This is a genomic window from Labrys sp. E2SS-1L (assembly GCF_057073705.1).
This window is the reverse complement of record NZ_CP172713.1, coordinates 709506-727323: the sequence shown is the minus strand read 5'-3', so window position 1 is coordinate 727323 and position 17818 is coordinate 709506. Positions and strand designations below refer to the sequence as shown.

Sequence of the window (17818 nt, the reverse complement as noted above, 5' to 3'; positions counted from 1 at the left end):
TCCGCCTCATGGTGGCGCAGTGACGCCACGCGAATAAATCACATCGATTTTATTGAGGCAAGCTTGTTCGGGAAATCGCGCAACGTGGTGCAGGCCATCGGCGTCGGGTGGTTGAAAAGCTGGTGGAAAGAGAGGTGCGATCGAGATCGGCTGGCTGTGGAGAAGCACTGTGCCCCGATCGCGGGCATGGCGATCCCGTGCCACCTTGCCTATGGTGCGCGACTCATTGTCGAGCGAGGAGCGCATGAACGGCAAGCAACACGCCACCGGAGCCAGCCTGCGCCTGGCCACGATCATTGCAGCCGAGATCGGCGCCAAGCCGCAGCAGGTCACGGCTGCCGTTGCCCTGCTCGACGAAGGCGCCACCGTCCCCTTCGTCGCCCGCTACCGCAAGGAGGTGACCGGCGGGCTCGACGACACGCAGTTGCGCGATCTCGCCGAACGCCTCGCCTATCTGCGCGAGCTCGAGGCCCGGCGCGAGACCATCCTTGCCTCCATCCGCGAGCAGGGCAAGCTCGACGACGCGCTCGAGGCCAAGATCGCCGCTGCCGCCACCAAGGCGGAACTTGAAGACATCTATCTGCCCTACAAGCCCAAGCGGCGCACCAAGGCCGAGATCGCCCGCGAGCGCGGGCTGGGGCCGCTCGCCGAGGCCATCCTGGCCGACCGGGCGGCTGTGCCCGCGGAGCTTGCGGCGGCCTATCTCGGCGACGAGGTCCCCGACGCCAAGGTGGCCCTGGAAGGCGCGCGTGACATCCTGGTCGAGCGCTTCAGCGAGAATGCCGAACTGGTCGGACGACTGCGCAGCTATATGAAGGAGCAGGCCTTCCTGCGCGCCCGCGTCATTGACGGCAAGCAGGCGGCCGGCGCAAAGTTCTCCGATTATTTCGACCATATCGAGAAATGGTCGGGCGTGCCCAGCCACCGCGCCCTCGCCATGCTGCGCGGCCGCAACGAGGAGGTGCTGTCGCTCGACATCGAGGTCGACGCCGACAATGCCTCGGCGGTGAAGCCGGTGGAGCGCATGATCGCCCAGACCTATGCGATCGCGGGCAGCCTTCCGGGTGACCGCTGGTTGCTGGAGGTCGTCGGTTGGGCCTGGCGCGTCAAACTCTCACTGCACCTTTATGTCGACCTGATGGGCGATCTGCGCGAACGGGCCGAGGAGGAGGCGATCCGGGTCTTCGCGCGCAACCTCAAGGACCTGCTCCTCGCGGCGCCGGCCGGCTCCCGCGCCACCATGGGCCTCGATCCCGGCATCCGCACGGGCGTGAAGGTCGCGATCGTCGACGGCACCGGCAAGCTTCTGGCCACCACCACCGTCTACCCCTTCCCACCCAAGAACAATGTGCGCGGCACCCAGGCCGAACTCGCCGCCCTCGTCCGCCGCCACAATGTCGAATTGATCGCCATCGGCAACGGTACCGGCAGCCGCGAGACGGAAAAGCTGGTGGTCGAGATGCTCGCCGCCCTGCCGGCGCCCAAGCCGCTCAAGGTCATCGTCAGCGAGGCCGGCGCCTCGGTCTATTCGGCTTCGGCGACGGCGGCCGCCGAATTTCCCGATCTCGACGTCTCGCTGCGCGGGGCGGTGTCGATCGCCCGGCGGCTGCAGGACCCGCTGGCCGAACTCGTCAAGATCGAGCCGAAATCGATTGGCGTCGGGCAATATCAGCACGATGTCGACCAATATCGCCTGGCCCGCTCGCTGGACGGGGTGGTGGAGGACGCGGTCAATGCCGTCGGCGTCGACCTCAACACCGCTTCGGCCTCGCTGCTCGCCCGCGTCTCCGGCCTCGGCGCCTCGCTCGCCGAAGGCATCGTGGTGCATCGCAATGCCAACGGTCCCTTCGCCAGCCGCAAGGATCTGCTCAAGGTCTCCCGCCTCGGCCCGCGGGCCTTCGAGCAATGCGCCGGCTTCCTGCGCATCCCCAATGGCAGCGAGCCACTGGATGCCTCTTCCGTGCATCCGGAAGCCTATGGCGTGGCCAAGAAGATCGTCGCCGCCTGCGGGCGTGACGTGCGTGCGCTGATGGGCGACAGCGCCGTCCTCAGAAAGCTCGATCCGCAAGCTTTCGTAGACGAACGCTTCGGCCTGCCGACGGTGCGTGACATCATCGCCGAGCTGGACAAGCCCGGCCGCGATCCCCGCCCCGAATTCAAGACGGCGACCTTCGCCGACGGCATCGATGACATCAAGGACCTCAGGCCCGGCATGCTCCTGGAAGGCACGGTCACCAATGTCGCCGCCTTTGGCGCATTCGTCGACATCGGCGTGCACCAGGACGGCCTCGTCCATGTCTCGCAACTGGCCGATCGTTTCATCAAGGATGCGCATGAGGTGGTGAAGGCCGGTGACGTCGTGAAGGTGCGCGTGGTCGAAGTCGACATCCCGCGCAAGCGCATTGCCCTCTCGATGCGGCGGGACGGCAACGCCAGCTCCGACAAGCCAGCCAGGCGCGACGACAAGGCCAAGCCAGCGCCGCTCCGCCCCAGTCAGGGCCGGCCCGACAAGCCGGCTGCGCAGGGCGCTTTCGGTGCAGCCTTGGCCGAGGCGCTGAAGAAGCGTTGAGGGTTCCTCTTGCTGGGAGAACGCAAGCACCCCTGCTCATAGGTGCCAGCATGAGCTGTGAGGGAATGCCAACTCTTACCCTCCCCCTCCAGGGAAGGGTAAGAGTCGGCGCTTTCTACCCGGCCTTGGCGATCGGCATGGCCTCGCCATAGAGCTCTCCCGCCGGGCGGGACCGTGCCTGCGGCGCCAGGGCCTGGCGGAGAAAGACCGGCAGCTGGAAGCGATGGCGTTCGAAAGCATCACGGCCGGTGATGGCTGAATCCGCATCGAGTTCGAGTATGAGCGCACCGGCATCGTCCTCGGCCCGATAGGTCACGCTGAAGCCCTCCCCGGTGCCGCTGGCCAGCACGTGGCGCCTTGTCCGGCAGCCGAAGAATTCAGGCTGGTCGAATGGCAACACGTTGACGAGCGGCGCAAAGAAGAAGCGCGAGCCCGCGGGCAGGCCACAATCGATGGCAATATGCTCGATACGGTAGCGCCCATGCGCGCGCTGGCGGCGCAGGTCCTTGGCTCCTCTCTTCAGCAGGACCGCCAGCGGCTCCTCCCCGCCGACGGCGAGGCGGAACGGCAGGATGTTCAAGAGCATGGCCGGTATGTTGGCGCCCACGCTACCCCAGCGGCTCATGAAGGGCAGCCATAGCGTCATCCGCCCTTTGCCGCCCCTTTCCTGCTCCGAGCCATGGCGCAGGAGATACAGGCCGGTCAGCAGGACCAGCAGATCCGGCCAGGCGATGCCCAGTTCGGTCGCGCTCTGCCGCAGGATACGGCCGAGATCGTCCGGCAGCCTGTCATGCGATTGCAGGCCCTCCGCTCCGTAGCCCTCGCCGGCCTTGTCCACCACCGGCAGCGAACCGGGACCGGCGAGATAGTCCTGCCAGAACCGACGATCCTCGGCGAAGCGCGGACCGGTGCGATAGGCCTCTTCCTCGGCCAGGAAACTGGCAAAGCGATCGAAGGGGCGCCCGGCGTCGGTATGACCCAACAAATGGGCATAGAGCTGCGCGCATCTTTGCTCGATCAAGGTGAGGCCGAAGCCATCGAGGATGATGTGATGGGCCCGGATGTACCAGTAATAGCGGTTCTCGCCGATGCGCAGGAGCCATTGCGCCGAAAGCGGGTGACGCGTGAGGTCGAGCTTGGCGCGAATGTCGGCCTGCATCAGCCCCATGGCCGCCCGCGCCGGATCCGGGCGATCGGTGAGGTCGATCTGCTTGACCTCGGGCAGGCGCCGCGGGTCGAGGCGCTGGCGCGGCAACCCGTCACTCCGGGCAACCGCAAAGCTCGCCGCGAGGATATCGGCTTCGTGCACGGTGCGGGCAATGGCCCGGCAAAGGGCCGAAACGTCGACTGCCCCCTCAATGTCGAGATAATGGGCGACGGTGGAGAGCGGCTGGTCGGGATGGAAGCTGAACTCTTCCCAGAAATCCAACTGCGGCGGTGTCAGCTTCATCCAGTCGAGGGGTGTGTCTTCTATCGGCATCGAAAAAATCCAGAATATTGGAAGGGGGTGTCGGGTGTCGGGACGGCCATCCGGGATCTCGGCGCATTCATCGAGCCAGCAACGCTTCGACCTGCCTTGCATTGCGGCAGCGCAGCAGGTGCGCCGGGGTCAGGCTCACGCCGAACTCGCCGCTGATACGGCCGGCGACGGTCTTCAGATGCGACGGCAGCAGGCCCATCGACACGAAATCCGCTCCCTCGTCGTGGCCATCCTGACGCGCTTTACCGAGCACGCTGAGATAGATGTCGAGGATGCGCCCGCTGGAGGACAGCGATGCCGGAACCGGGCGAATTGCACCGTTCCCGCCACCTTCGGCTGCGTCCGATCCGAGCAGGATCTGCCTGGCGCGGTTGCGGTCCGGCTTGCCATTGGCCGAGAGCGGCAGGGCCTCCACGCGAAGGAAGCGGATGGGAATATGGGTCTCGGGCAGGCGCTGGCGCGCGAAGGCGCGCAGCTCCCCGACGGGAAGCCCGGATCCCGCCTCGCTCACATAGATCGCTGCCAGCGCCAGTTCGCCAGCGTCGCCGACGGGATAGTCGACGACCAGGACATGCTTGATCGAGCCATGGGCTGCGAGCTCATTCTCGATGTCGGGCAGCGAAACCCGGACACCGCGTATCTTGACATAGCCATTGACCCGGCCGGCGAAAATCAAGGTGCCATCAGGCCGGTAAAAGCCGCGGTCGCCCGTCTTGAAGGCCCGAACCTGCCGCCCGTCCTCGGCGGAGATGGAGACGAAGTCGTTCTGGCTGAGCCTGCCGTCTTCCAGATAGCCGCGCGCGACGGCCACGCCGGCCGTATGGATGCGACCAACCACATGGGGCGGACAGTGTTCGCCCTGTTCGTCGAGCACGAAATAGCTCACGCCGGGCAAGGGACGCCCATAGGGAATGATGGCGGTATCATCGGGGCCGATCTCGTGCCAGATGCTCCAGATGGTCGTCTCGGTCGGGCCCCCCAGCGAGATCAGCCTGGTGGCGGGGTGGGTACGACGCAACTGCTCGATCACCGTCGGCTTGATGTAGTCACCGCCCTGCGCGATCAGCCTAAGCGACTTCAGCTGTTCGCCGCGCTGGCAGGCGAGCAGCATTTCCAGGATGGCGGGAACCGAGCACCACACCGAAACCCGATGCCGTTCAACCAGCCGGCTCCAGCCGATGGCGTCCTTCTCCTCGCCAACGGCCGGCATGACCAGGCTCGCGCCGGCGCACAGGGCGCCGTAGATATCGAACACCGACATGTCGTGATGCAGCGGCGTGACGGAGATGAAGACATCCTCGGTGCCGATGCCCCAGAATTGCAGCGTGTGGTCGATGACGTTCCAGGTCGCCCTGTTGGCGACAACCACGCATTTCGGCTTGCCGGTCGTGCCGGAGGTATAGAGATAATAGGCAGCGTCCTCGCTGGCTGACAGTTCGTTCAAGAATTCCGATGCGGCCCGCCCGTCTGCTGCCACCTCGGCTGAGAGCAGCGCCTCGACGGGCAAGGCCCCGATGCCGGGTGCGAGACTGAGGCCGACCACGAGCGCCGCCCGGCAGTTCTGCAGGAGATAGCCGACACGGTCCGGCGGCGATCCCACATCGATGGGGACCCAGACCAACCCCAGGAGGGAACAGGCGAGCGTGACCATGACATGCTCGGGGCTGCGCGGAAGGCAGACCGCCACCACCTCTCCCCGGCTGAGGCCGCGCTCGCGCAGGCCTGCCATGATGCGCGAAACATGGTCGCCGAGTTCGGCATAGGAGATCCGTCGTTCGCCGCAGATCAGGGCATCCTTGGCGATGGTGCCTCCGAACAGATGCGCGGCGATGCGGGCAAGGAAGCCGGCAGGCGCCAGGTTTGTCGGCTTGTCATTGTGGCTGTAATGGCTGAGGTCGAGGACATCGCCGGCCGGCAGGACGAGTTCGCCACGCCGGCCGACCGCTGCAATCGCCCTGGCCATGGCCTCCAGAATAGCCTCGACCACCGTACCGTCGATGGCTTCGCGGGCATGATCGATGCACAGGACCAGGTTCCTGTGTTCGTCCATCGACATCCGGATATCCATCGCCACTTGCGGTGTCTGCGTCAGGCCGCCATGCAGGCGCACCGGGCTGTCCTCGGCCAGCGTTTCCCAGGACAGTCCGTTGGTGACGACCACCGGCAGGGCCGGCCCTTCGGAATGGCGGTTGATCAGGACCCTGTTGATATCGACGCCCGAGAAGGCAAGGTGCTCCAGGCCTTCGAGCGTGTCGGCCTGCAGTCGCCGGGCACGGTCGTCGAAAGTGCCCTCCCCGGCCCGATAGTCGACAACGATGAAGGTGGAATCATTGCCCATCGGCCCCGTCGGCAGGGCAACGGGAACGCCGACGCAGAGCCCCCCCTCGCTTGTCCAATGCGCCAGGGTTTCAAGGATCACCGCCGTCAGGACGGAATGGCGGAAGAGCGTTCGGGCAGCGCCGACCTTGGTCAGCTTGACGAAATCGTCCCGCGGCACGGTCACGCTCCGGCGTTCGTAACGGGAGGCCCTGATCTCGGCCAGGGGACGCTTCCAGGGCAGCCGCGGCGGTTCGGAGGCGGTTTCCAGCTTGCGCGTCCAATAGGCCGCATCCGCCTCTCGCTCGGCTTGTGCCGCAAGCGTCCGGTCTGCCGCCGGCGCCAGGAGGGAGCTCGTTGCGAGGGGAGCCGAGCCAAACAGCTGACGCAGGATCGTAGCGATCGAGCGGCCGTCCACGACGAGGGCGTCGAAACGGGCGAACACCACATGGGAATCGTAACTCCCCTCCCCGGACTGCGGCTGGGGAAGGTGGAACACCAGCATGTGCCAGGGTGGCAGGCTGAGATCATGCAGATGGTGCGCGTAGCTCTCCCGCATGGCGTCGATCCTCTCCCAGGCCTTGGCCGCTGGCAGGCCGCGCAGGTCGATCTCATCGAGATTGAGCCTCGCCTCGTCATCGACGTGCTGGGCCAGGTTCTCGGCGTCGATGCGGTTGCGAAGGCAGGGCACAGTGCGCACGAGGGCGTGCAGGCGGGTCTTGAATTCGTCGATAGCCAGCTTGCCGCGATATTCGCGAAATTCCTGCATGGCGACGCCACCGAGTGGGAACTGGTCGCCGCGGCCGAGGAGATAGGCGCGCTGCAAGGGGGTGAGCGCCCTTTCGGGAGCTGAAGAATGAGCCATTGAACGAGGTTCCTCGGGAGCCGCGGGGCGGCCGGTGTGACGGATGGCGGCAGGCTTGCTTTCGACGCAGGCGGCCAACACAGCTTCGACGGGCTGGCTCAAGGCTTCGGGCACGGTTGCAACATGTCTCACGCAGGCGAGATAGGTCTCGAACATCGCCTTGACCCAGGCCTCGGGAATGGCGTCCAGGCGCACGTCCCAATTGATCAGGATACCGCCATAGGCCGAGACGACCTGTGCATCGAGCGCGACCTGGGGCCCCTGCGAAATCACAAAGCCCATGGCGCCGAAGGTCCGGGTGACCCGATCCGAGAACAGCTCGCCACGAAGATCGAGGCCTGCCGTGAAGACCACGGGCGCAAGCTGCACCTCGCCATTAAGGCGCGAGAGATCACGCATGATGCTCGGCCCCGGATAGGCGGCATGCGAGATCGCCTGGGTCATCTCGGCCCCGATGCACCGGCACAGATGTTCGACCGACTCACCTGCGACGCGGGTAACCGGCAGGATCAACGGATTAGAAAACTCGCCGATCATCTCATCCACGCCATCCGCATAGGGCAGGCGATGGAACATCGGCACGTTCAGGCGGAAGCGCCGGGATGGCGTGCTTGCCCCGAGCACGGCGGCGAAAAGCCCGAGCATCAGGGTTGAAAGGGTCAGGTGATGCCGCCGGGCCATCCGGGTCAGCGCCTCGCGCTCCGATGGACCGAGCTGCGCGGCAAGGCGATCGCTGCATATCCCTGCCTGTGGCTCCTCGGGAGAGGGCAAGGCGGGGGCAGGCGGCATCTCGGAGAGGCGGGAGCGCCACCATTCCCGGTCTCTCTCGCGCCGGGCCGCCAGCTCACCATCCGCCTCCATACGGGTCAGATAGTCGAAATAGGAGGCCTGCCGCGGCTGGCCCGGCATATCGCTATCCTCATAGAAGCGGGCCAGATCTTCCATCAGCCGGCGAAAGCTCTGGGGATCGACGGCGATCATGTCGGTGTCGACGTGCAGGCGGCAGCGGTCGCCCGGCAGCAGGCTCAGGCTGAGGTCGCAGACCCGGCCGAGATGAATGGGCAGGCTTTGGTTGGTCTTGGCCTGACGCTTGGCCGATAGCGCCTTGGCGACGGCCTCCTCCCCGAGGGTGCTGAGATCATCGACCTCCAGCACCGGGCCGTCGCCATCCACAGCCTGCAGGCCGTCGGCGCTGACGCGCAGGCGCAACATCGGATGCATTTCGCCGAGACGTTCCACCGCCCGCCGCAGCGTTCCCACGTCCAGCCCCTGGTGATCGAATTCCGCATAGAGATGCGCCGCGACGCCACCCATCGCGGCAGCGGATTGTCGCCCTACCCAGTAGGCGGCCTGCATTATGGTTAGTTCTCTCATCTCAAATTCGCGATATTGACAATCTACCTGAAATATAATCATGTAAATTTAATGGTCAATCGCACACATTGAAAATATAGTGTGCAGTAAAGAACCATTCAAAAGAGCGCAAATCCTGATTATAGGAATTACAATAAGGGCAGTAGTTATGCAGGCTGGGGCCGTTGCAATGTATGCTGATGAGAAAACTATCTCCTCGGCAAGCGGTAGCAATTTACTATTCAGTACCGGAAGCAGAGAACTGCGCTCCTTCGGGCCGCGTCGGCTGATCAGCATGCCTGCCCGCGGGGGCGAGGACTGGGGCAGCCAGTTCCAGCGCAGCGTGCGCCAGGCGCTGGACGAGGCGCGGGCCGAGGGCCAGGACAACCCTATCGTGATGGGGGCCATTCCCTTCGACATGCGCGAGCCATCCTGCCTCTATGTGCCGCAGGTCTATGAATGGCGGGAACGCCAAGCGCCCCGAACCGCTGGTAGCACGGACCGGCTGCCGGCCCTGCTCGACCAGCGCAGCATTCCCGACGAGCCCGGCTTCAAGAAGGCGGTCGAACAGGCGATCCTGAACTTTCGTCATGGCGACATTCGCAAGGTCGTGCTGTCGGTCATGCGCGAATTGCGGTTTGCCGGATCCGTGGACGTGGATGGCCTGCTCGACAGCCTGCGCATGCAGAACACCAGCGGCTATCAGTTCCGCGTGCCGCTGCCCGATGGCGGGGAATTGATCGGCGTCAGCCCGGAACTGCTGCTGCAGAAGGAGGGCGATCGCTTCGTCTCCAATCCGCTGGCCGGCTCGGCGCGGCGCCAGCCCTTCCCGGAAGCCGATCAGGCCGCCGCCGATGCCCTGCTGCGATCGCCGAAGGATCTCTACGAACACCGCGTGGTGATCGACGACATCCGCCGCGTGCTCGAACCGCATTGCGCCGAACTGGTGATTCCGGACTCCCCTTCCGTGATCAGCACCGCCGCGCTGTGGCACCTGTCCACGCGGCTGCATGGCCGGCTCATCGATCCGCAGATGAGCGCGCTGCAGTTGGCTTGCCGCCTGCACCCCACACCGGCCGTCTGCGGCACACCCACCGACCAGGCCCACAAGCTCATTCGTTTCGTGGAGCCTTTCGAGCGCGGCCTGTTCACCGGCATGGTGGGCTGGTGCGACAGCCGGGGCGACGGGGAATGGGTCGTCACCCTGCGTTGCGGTATCGTCGAGCGGGAAGTCGTTCGCCTGTTTGCCGGCGCCGGTATCGTCGAGGCGTCGCAGCCCGAGGCCGAATGGGCCGAGACCCAGACCAAACTGAAGACCATGCTCAACGCCTGCGGCCTGGCGGCATGACACGATCCCTTCAGACCCAACCAGGTTACGCTATGAACGTCGACTTCGTGCGCTGGCCGGAAAGTCTGGCGCAGCGCTACCGGGAACGCGGCCATTGGCTCGACCAGCCCCTGACCCGTATCGTCGACCAGCAATGCCGCGAACGCCCCGACGCCCTCGCACTCATCTGCGGCGAACGCCGGTTCAGCTATGCCGAGATCGACCGGCTGGCCTCGAACCTGGCCGCCCGCCTGAGCGCCCTCGGCCTCGGCCATGGCGACACTGCGCTGGTGCAATTGCCCAATGTCGCGGAATTCCACATCGTCTTCTTCGCGCTGCTCAAGATCGGTGTCGCGCCGGTCAACGCCCTCTACAGCCACCGGCGGCTGGAAATGAGTGCCTATGCGCGGCAGATCCAGCCCCGATTGCTGATCGCCGCTCGCCGGCACGAGCTTTTCAGCGACGAGACCTTTATGGGCGAACTGCGCTCCATTTCCCCGGCGCTCGCCCAGGTCCTGCTGCTGGGCGAAACATCGCCCGACACCAGCCTCGACCTCTGGCTCGCCGAGGGCGGGGCTCCCTCCCATGGCGGTACGCCCACCAGGGCGGACGAAGTCGCCTTCTTCCAGCTTTCCGGCGGCAGCACGGGCACGCCCAAGCTCATTCCCCGCACCCACAACGACTACGACTATTCCGTCCGCGCCAGTGCCGAGATCTGCCGTCTCTCGCCGCAGACACGCTTCTTGTGTGCCCTGCCGGCGGGTCATAATTACGTGCTCAGTTCGCCGGGCACGCTGGGCGTGTTCCACGCCGGCGGCTGTGTCGTCATGGCCCCCAATCCCGAGCCGCTCGGCTGTTTCGCACTGATCGAGCGGCACGGCATCGACATGGCGGCGCTGGTACCTTCGGCCGTGGCGCTCTGGCTGCAGGTCGTGCCGGGACATGAGGCGGCCCTGCGTTCCCTCAGGCTCATTCAGGTCGGCGGCGCCAGCTTCGCCGAGGCGCTGGCCCGGCAGGTGCCGGAAAAGCTCGGCTGTGCCCTGCAGCAGGTGTTCGGCATGGCCGAAGGCCTGGTCAACTACACCAGGCTCGACGACGCGGACGAACTCGTCTTCACCACGCAGGGGCGCCCGATCAGTCCCGATGACGAGGTCAAGGTCGTCGATGAAGAAGGACGGGACGTTCCCGACGGCGAGACCGGCATGCTTGCCACGCGCGGGCCCTACACGTTCCGGGGTTATTACCGCAGCCCCGAGCACAATGAAAAAGTGTTCGACGTCGACGGTTTCTACTATTCGGGCGATCTCGTTCAGCGCTCGGCGCAGGGCTATCTGCGCGTCGTCGGCCGCATCAAGGACCAGATCAACCGCGGCGGCGAGAAGATCGCCTCCGAGGAGGTCGAGAACCTGCTGCTGCTGCATCCGGAGGTGATGCAGGCCGCTCTGGTGGCGATGAGCGATCCGCTGCTGGGCGAAAAGAGCTGCGCCTTCCTGGTGGCCAGGAAGCCCGGCCTGCCGCCCTCGGCGCTACGCCAGCATCTCATCGCCCAGGGCGTGGCCGAATACAAGCTGCCGGACCGCTTCCGCTTCATCGATACCATGCCGCTGACCCCGGTCGGCAAGATCGACAAGAACCGGCTGCGCCAGCAGCTGCAAAACCCACCCGTTTCCCTATCGACCTGACGAAGGTGCCCCATGGCCATTCCCTCCATCACCGACTATCCCATGCCCACGCCGGAGGCGTTCCCCGCCAACCGCACGCAGTGGCAGCCCGATCCGGCCCGCGCGGTACTGCTGATCCATGACATGCAGCGCTATTTCCTGCGTTTCTACGATGCCGACGGCGCCCTGGTGCGCCAGCTCGTCGACAATCTCGTCGCCATCCGGCGATGGGCGCGGGAGCGGGGTGTTCCCGTGGTCTACACCGCCCAGCCGCACGAACAGCCGGCAGCGGACCGGGCCCTGCTCAACGACATGTGGGGGCCGGGCCTGACCACGGCCGACCCGGCCCTGCAGGCCATCGTGGCGCCCCTTGCACCGGAAGAGGGCGACACAGTGCTGACCAAATGGCGCTACAGCGCCTTCCAGCGCTCGGAATTGCTTTCCCTTCTGCGCCAATGGGGCCGCGACCAGCTGCTGGTCGGCGGCGTCTACGCCCATATCGGCTGCATGATCACCTCGGCAGATGCCTTCATGAACGACATCCAGCCCTTCCTGGTCGGCGATGCCGTCGCCGATTTCTCGCTGGACGATCATCTGATGGCGCTGCGCTACGTGGCGACGCGCTGCGGCAGCGTCGTCACCGCCAAAAGCCTCGTCGACATGGCCGCCCCCACCCTGAGCCGGGACTGGCTGGTCCAGCGTGTGCGTGCGCTCATCGAGGAGGAGGTCGACTTCGATCCGGACGAGAACCTGATCTATTACGGCCTCGATTCCGTTCAGGTCATGCTGCTGGCCTCGGAGCTGAAGGAGCGTGGCGTCGCCGTGCGCTTCGAGGAGCTCACGCGCATTCCCACACTCAATGCCTGGTGGTCCTTGATCGAGGGCAAGCAACCTCAGGCCATTGCGGCGTGACCGGATGAACGTGATGACGTCATGGAATTTCGCCGGCAAGCGCGTGCTGGTCACGGGCGCGGCCGGCGGCATCGGGCGATGTGTGGCCGAACGCTTTCGCGCTGAGGGCGCCAGGGTGGTCGGGCTCGACCTCGCCGCGCCCAACGCAGGCGGGAATGGCAATGCCGAAGCGGAGCTTATCGCGCTCGACATCACCGATCCCCGGCAGGTCGACGAAGTATGCGACCGCATACTTGGCGAGTCCGAAAGCCTCGACGTTCTCGTCAACGCCGCCGGCGTCCTGCGGCTCGGAGTGGCCGAGGACCTGACGCTCGACGACTGGCAGGCCTGTTTCGGTGTCAATGTCAGCGGCGCTTTCTACCTCATGCGCCGCTGCATCCCGCTGTTCAAACGCCAGCGTTCGGGCGTGATCGTCAACGTCGCCTCCAATGCCGCCCATGTGCCGCGGGTTGGCATGACCGCCTATTGCGCCTCGAAGGCGGCAATGGTCAGCCTCAGCCATTGCGTCGGGCTGGAACTCGCCCCTTTTGGCGTGCGTTGCAACGTGGTCTCGCCCGGTTCCACCGACACCCCGATGCTACGCGGCATGTTCAAGAACCCCTCGGATGGGCAGCGGCTGCTGGCCGGCCTGCCCGAGCATTTCAAGCTCGGCATTCCGCTCGGAAAGCTCGCCTCACCCGAGGAGATTGCCGACGTCGTCCTGTTCCTGGCCTCCGACCGCTCCAGCCATGTCACCTTGCAGGACGTGGTCGTGGACGGCGGCGCCACGCTGGGCGCCTGATCTCAAAGGATTTGCAACATCATGACCATTGCCACCGCCCCGGAGAGCGAAAAGGACCGCTCTCCCCAACGCGTCCGCCACGAAGTTCGCCTGCGCCAGCTCGAAGTGCGCCGGGTGACGCGGCTTGCTCCCTCGATGACGAGGATCACCCTGGCCGGCCCGGCACTGGAGGGCTTTACCAGCCTGGGTTTCGACGACCATGTGAAGATGTTCTTTCCTGCGCCCGGCGAGAGCCGCCCGAGCCTGCCCCATATCGGGCCGGAAGGCATGGAATTGCGGGAGGATCAGCCCAAACCCATCACCCGCGACTACACGCCCCGGCGCTATGATCCCGCCGCCGGCGAACTCGACATCGACTTCGTGCTGCACGACGAGGGCCCCGCCAGCACCTGGGCCGCCGGCGTGAAGGCCGGCGACGAAGCCTGGATCGCCGGGCCGCGTGGCTCTTTCGTCATCCCCTTCGCCTTCGACTGGTATCTGCTGATCGCTGATGAGACCGGCCTGCCCGCTCTCGCCAGAAGGCTCGATGAATTGCCGGGCGGAGCACGGGTGCTGGCCTTCATCGAGGTCGACGGCAGGCAGGATCGCCTGCCGCTCGATACGGCCGCCGACGCGACGGTCGTCTGGGCCCACCGCGGCGATGCCCATGCCGGGCAAACGGGCGCCCTGCTCCAAGCTGTGCAACAGGCGGAATTTCCGGCCGGCGACTACCATGCCTGGATCGCCTGCGAGTCGCTCCAGGCCAAGGAGCTGCGCCGTTTCCTGATTGGGGAACGCGGGGCCTTGCCCAAATGGGTGCGGGCATCAGGCTATTGGCGGCGCGGCGCCACCGCGGTGCATGACCATCATGACGACTGAGAACGCGCTGTCCGTTCGGATGCGGGAGGCCGCTCCCGAACGAATGCCATCGCTGGAACGGATCCGGCAGGAAGTGGCTGAGGTCCTCGATCTCGCGCCCGAAGATGTGCCCGAGGAGCTCAACCTGATCGAGATCGGCCTGCACTCCCTCGCCATCATGACTCTGATCGGGCCGATCTCGCGGCTGGCCGGCGTCAGGCTCGATTATGCCGATTTGGCTGCCATGCCGACGGTTCGGGCGTGGAACGCCCTCATCGAGCGCAAACGAGCAGCAGCCCTTTGACAACGAAGATGAATTGTTCCGGCACACGCCGGACGTATGGAGATTGAGATGGCGGAAAGATCAGCCCGCTTGCTGTCGGTCGAAGAAATGCCGCGTTTCGACAGCGTGGTCCAGAATGGGCCAGATCGGTCGGCGATGGCGCTGACCCAGGCGGAAGAAGCCCTGTGGCTGCGCCAGCAGCAGGATCCCGATACCGTGCTGAAGCATGTGATCGCCTTCAGGTTGGATGGCGCACCCGATCTGCCCCGACTGGTCGCGGCCCTTTACCGCGCCTTCGAGGCCTTGCCGGAGCTGAATGTACGCTATCGTTTCAGCCCCGACGGTGAATTGGAGAAGACTGCCGGCAGTGAAGTTTCGTCCTGCCTCCACATCCGCCGCGTCGAGACGACCGCTGAAGCGGTCAATACGCTGCTGGCCGAGCAGGGCGCGACCTGGGATCTCGAACGGGATCCCCCGATCCGTGCCCTGGTCCTGCTGAGTGGCGAAGCGACGATCCTCGGCTTCGCGGTTCACCGCATCCTGGGCGGGGTCATCCGCTGGAGAACCCTGCTGCAAGCGGTCTCCCATGCCTACAATGGCACCTCGTCCGCAATGGGGGGCTCGGCCGGCGGCGAGGCCACACCGGAGGTCGCGGAGATGGAGCCGGCGATGGACGCCGAAATCAGCGCGCCGCCAGTGCCCTGGCTGCTGAGGACCGACGGCAACGAAGCGCCGGGCCTGATTGATTTTGCCCGGGCGCCGCTGCTGGAACGAAGCCTGATGGCCCGCGCGGCGGGTCGCTGCGGTACCCTCATAGAGACGGCCAGCCTCTCGGCGCTGGCCGGACCACAACCTACACCATCGGCCTTGATCGCCGCCGTGGCCCTGCAGTTCGGACGGTTCCTGGCTCAGCTCGGCGATAGCGCCGCCGTGGATCTGAGCCTGCCTCGCCGGCCGGCGACCGACATGCTCGACCTGTCCCTGCCCTTCTGCGCGCAGCGCTTCCTGCGGATCATCTTGCCGCGGGACGTGGCTGATACCAAGGACGCGATGGCGCGGATCCTCGCCGGCATGGCGAGCCCGGATGTCGGTACGCTCGACCTGCGTCCGCAAGCCGAACGAAACGATGCACCACGCCCCCACGCCTATGTGACCTGGCTGACCGACCCCGCGCTCGTCCTTCCGCTCGAAGGGATATCGGTCGAACGCCTGCCCCTGCCCTCCCTCGCAGCGCGGCCGGATCTGGCCCTGGGCCTGGGGCGGGCCGCGAGGGAAGACCGGCTGGCGCTCGAGCTCATGGCCGGCCAAGCCCTTTCGCCGGCGGCCGGTGCCTTTGTCCTGGAGCGCTTTGCCGGCATGCTTGCAAGCACGGCGCCGTTGCTTGGGGCACCAGGTTTTGGACATGCCGTTTTCGATTCCCAGCCTGATATATCCGCATCGCCTGCATCGGCCGCGCCCGACGAGGGGGCCAATGCGATCGAAGAGATCATCCTGGCCGAGTTCCGCCAGGCCCTCTCCTCGCCGGCAATGACGGCCGACGACGATTTCTTCGATCATGGCGGCCACTCCCTGATCGCCACCCGCGTCATCGGCCGCCTGCTGGGCTCGCATGGCATCGAGGTCAATTTCAACGATCTCTTCCGCCACCCTACGGCGGCCGGCCTCGCCGGGCTCGCCCAACGCCACGATGTCGAGCAAGAGGCAAGCGTCCCCACGGAGGCAGACAGCTCCGCCCTCATGGCCCCCTTGTCGCTGGCCCAGCACTCGCTGTGGAAGATCTACGCCGCCCTCGGTTTCGGCGAGATCTTCAACCTGCCCTTTGCGCTGCGTTTCCTCGACCGCGTCGACGAAACCATCTTCGCCAGGGCGTTCCAGGACGTGCTGGAGCGGCATTCGGGTCTGCGCACCCTTTTCCGTCAGCAGGAAGACGGGACAGTGGGCCAGCTCATCGTGGCACCGGAAGATCTGGGAGCCTACAAATGGTTCTGGCATTCGCATGAAAGCCAGGCTGGCGATCGCAACCAGGAAGCCGCTTACCGCTTCGACCTGTCCCACGAATTGCCGCTGCGGCTGCGTTTCCTGATCGAGGAGGAGAGTGGCCAGCAGGTTCTATCGCTGTTGTTCCATCACATGGTGCTCGACGAATGGTCGGTGAACCTGATGATGGACGAGCTCGGCCATGCCTATCGCCAGCGGGCGGCGGGCAAGGCGCCCATCTGGGCCGAGCAGCCGGCGCCGTTCCATGAATTCGCGCGTCTCCAGCATGGAGCCGGTCTGAACCAGGCGCATCTCGCCTATTGGACCGACATGCTGCGCGATTCACCGCGCAACCAGCAGATCCTGCCACGGCCTGCAGCCAGCGATGATGCGTCCCGCTCCCCGTCCAACGCTGGTGGCTGGGTGGAGCTCAAGCTCGAAAGCGCTGTGACCGAGGGGCTCTATGCCCTCGCCAAGGCGAACGGCGCCTCGCTGTTCAACGTGGTCTATGCGGCCATCGCCAGTTCCCTGCATCTTCTCGGTTCCCTGGACGAGCTGGTGGTGGGAACCTCGGCCTCGGGCCGGAACGAGCCCGATTACTTCGACACCATCGGCTATTTCACCACGGTGGTGGCGCATCGGGTCGGCTTTTCGCCCGAAAGCACGGTGGCCGAATTGATCGACCAGGTGAAGAGCACCATCAACGGCTCCCTGCCCAATACCGACATCCCCATCGACCTGGTCGAGGAGGCGCTGGGCATCGTGCGCGAGCAGGAACATCTGTTCGAGGTCTTCATCCAGCTTCATGCCAAGAACAAGTTCAACGGCGCTTTCACGCTGGAGGACGAGAGCAGGATCGAGTTCCGCCAGGTGGATCCCGAACGGCATGAATCCGTGCTCGGCCTGCAATTCGAGGTGATGGAAGAAAAACTCGGCGAAGAGCGCTGCATCCGCGTGATGATGACCTACCGCTCCGAGCATTACGACCCGCAGCAGGTCGAATTGATCCGCCAGACCGTCCTGAAGATCTTCCACCACTTCGCCGAACCTGGCGGTGCCAGTACGCGGCTTGTCGACCTGCGGCCTGCCATCGACGTGTTTCAGGCGCCGGCCTGACGGGCTCGCTCCGTCCCTGAAAGAGCAGGGATCGCCAGAACCATGCCACAGCGACAGAGGCGGGGGAACGCAGCGTCTGCGTTCCCCCGCCTTTCCTTCGACAGGGCTTACCCGCTCCAAATTACGTACAATTTTGAATTCTTATAATTCATGCAATCATAACGCTACAATAATACTCTAATTAAAATCTAGAATTTTACCAAACTGCACAATAAATTGTGTCATTATTATCACATATCTTCGTCAATCAATATAATATACTTCCATTACATTGACTGCGCCTGCACTTCGCCTCCTAGATTGCACATCGAGGCTGCGCATTGCGCGGCATGCGTTTGTTT

At 65.1% G+C, this 17818-nt stretch carries 10 protein-coding genes; 8 read left to right on the top strand and 2 right to left on the bottom strand.

Going from position 1 to position 17818, the window contains the following annotated elements:
* Positions 1–244: 244 nt before the first annotated feature.
* Positions 245–2569, top strand: a complete 2325-nt coding sequence (locus ACIGJE_RS29010) for a Tex family protein (protein WP_415083579.1) — start codon at positions 245–247, stop codon at positions 2567–2569.
* 115 nt (positions 2570–2684) lie between these two features.
* On the opposite strand, the gene ACIGJE_RS29005 is transcribed toward ACIGJE_RS29010, so the two are convergent.
* Complete coding sequence (locus tag ACIGJE_RS29005) at positions 2685–4049, bottom strand: condensation domain-containing protein (RefSeq protein ID WP_415083577.1); 1365 nt, start codon at positions 4047–4049, stop codon at positions 2685–2687.
* A gap of 67 nt (positions 4050–4116) precedes the next feature.
* Positions 4117–8604, bottom strand: a complete 4488-nt coding sequence (locus tag ACIGJE_RS29000) for an amino acid adenylation domain-containing protein (RefSeq protein WP_415083575.1) — start codon at positions 8602–8604, stop codon at positions 4117–4119.
* Positions 8605–8752: 148 nt separating this feature from the next.
* Between ACIGJE_RS29000 and ACIGJE_RS28995 the strand changes: the two genes are divergently transcribed.
* The 7 genes from ACIGJE_RS28995 to ACIGJE_RS28965 are packed head-to-tail and all read left to right on the top strand — an operon-like array spanning position 8753 to position 17477.
* Complete coding sequence (locus tag ACIGJE_RS28995; protein ID WP_376717741.1) at positions 8753–9931, top strand: isochorismate synthase; 1179 nt, start codon at positions 8753–8755, stop codon at positions 9929–9931.
* A gap of 32 nt (positions 9932–9963) precedes the next feature.
* The gene (locus tag ACIGJE_RS28990; RefSeq protein WP_415083573.1) at positions 9964–11592 is read left to right on the top strand and encodes a (2,3-dihydroxybenzoyl)adenylate synthase; all 1629 of its coding nucleotides are present in this window, start codon (positions 9964–9966) and stop codon (positions 11590–11592) included.
* 12 nt (positions 11593–11604) lie between these two features.
* Positions 11605–12483: an isochorismatase gene (locus ACIGJE_RS28985; protein WP_483681156.1), complete on the top strand. Its 879-nt coding sequence runs from the start codon at positions 11605–11607 to the stop codon at positions 12481–12483.
* A 13-nt stretch (positions 12484–12496) separates the two neighbouring features.
* Positions 12497–13264: a 2,3-dihydro-2,3-dihydroxybenzoate dehydrogenase gene (gene dhbA / locus ACIGJE_RS28980; RefSeq protein ID WP_311941171.1), complete on the top strand. Its 768-nt coding sequence runs from the start codon at positions 12497–12499 to the stop codon at positions 13262–13264.
* Positions 13265–13285: 21 nt separating this feature from the next.
* Positions 13286–14122: a siderophore-interacting protein gene (locus ACIGJE_RS28975; protein WP_483681155.1), complete on the top strand. Its 837-nt coding sequence runs from the start codon at positions 13286–13288 to the stop codon at positions 14120–14122.
* Positions 14112–14405 carry a phosphopantetheine-binding protein gene (locus ACIGJE_RS28970; RefSeq protein ID WP_483681154.1) on the top strand — a complete coding sequence of 98 codons (294 nt, stop codon included), beginning with the start codon at positions 14112–14114 and terminating at the stop codon, positions 14403–14405. Before ACIGJE_RS28975 ends, ACIGJE_RS28970 begins: the two co-directional genes overlap by 11 nt.
* A gap of 48 nt (positions 14406–14453) precedes the next feature.
* Positions 14454–17477, top strand: coding sequence for a condensation domain-containing protein (locus ACIGJE_RS28965; protein ID WP_483681153.1), 3024 nt, complete (start codon positions 14454–14456; stop codon positions 17475–17477).
* Positions 17478–17818: the final 341 nt, after the last annotated feature.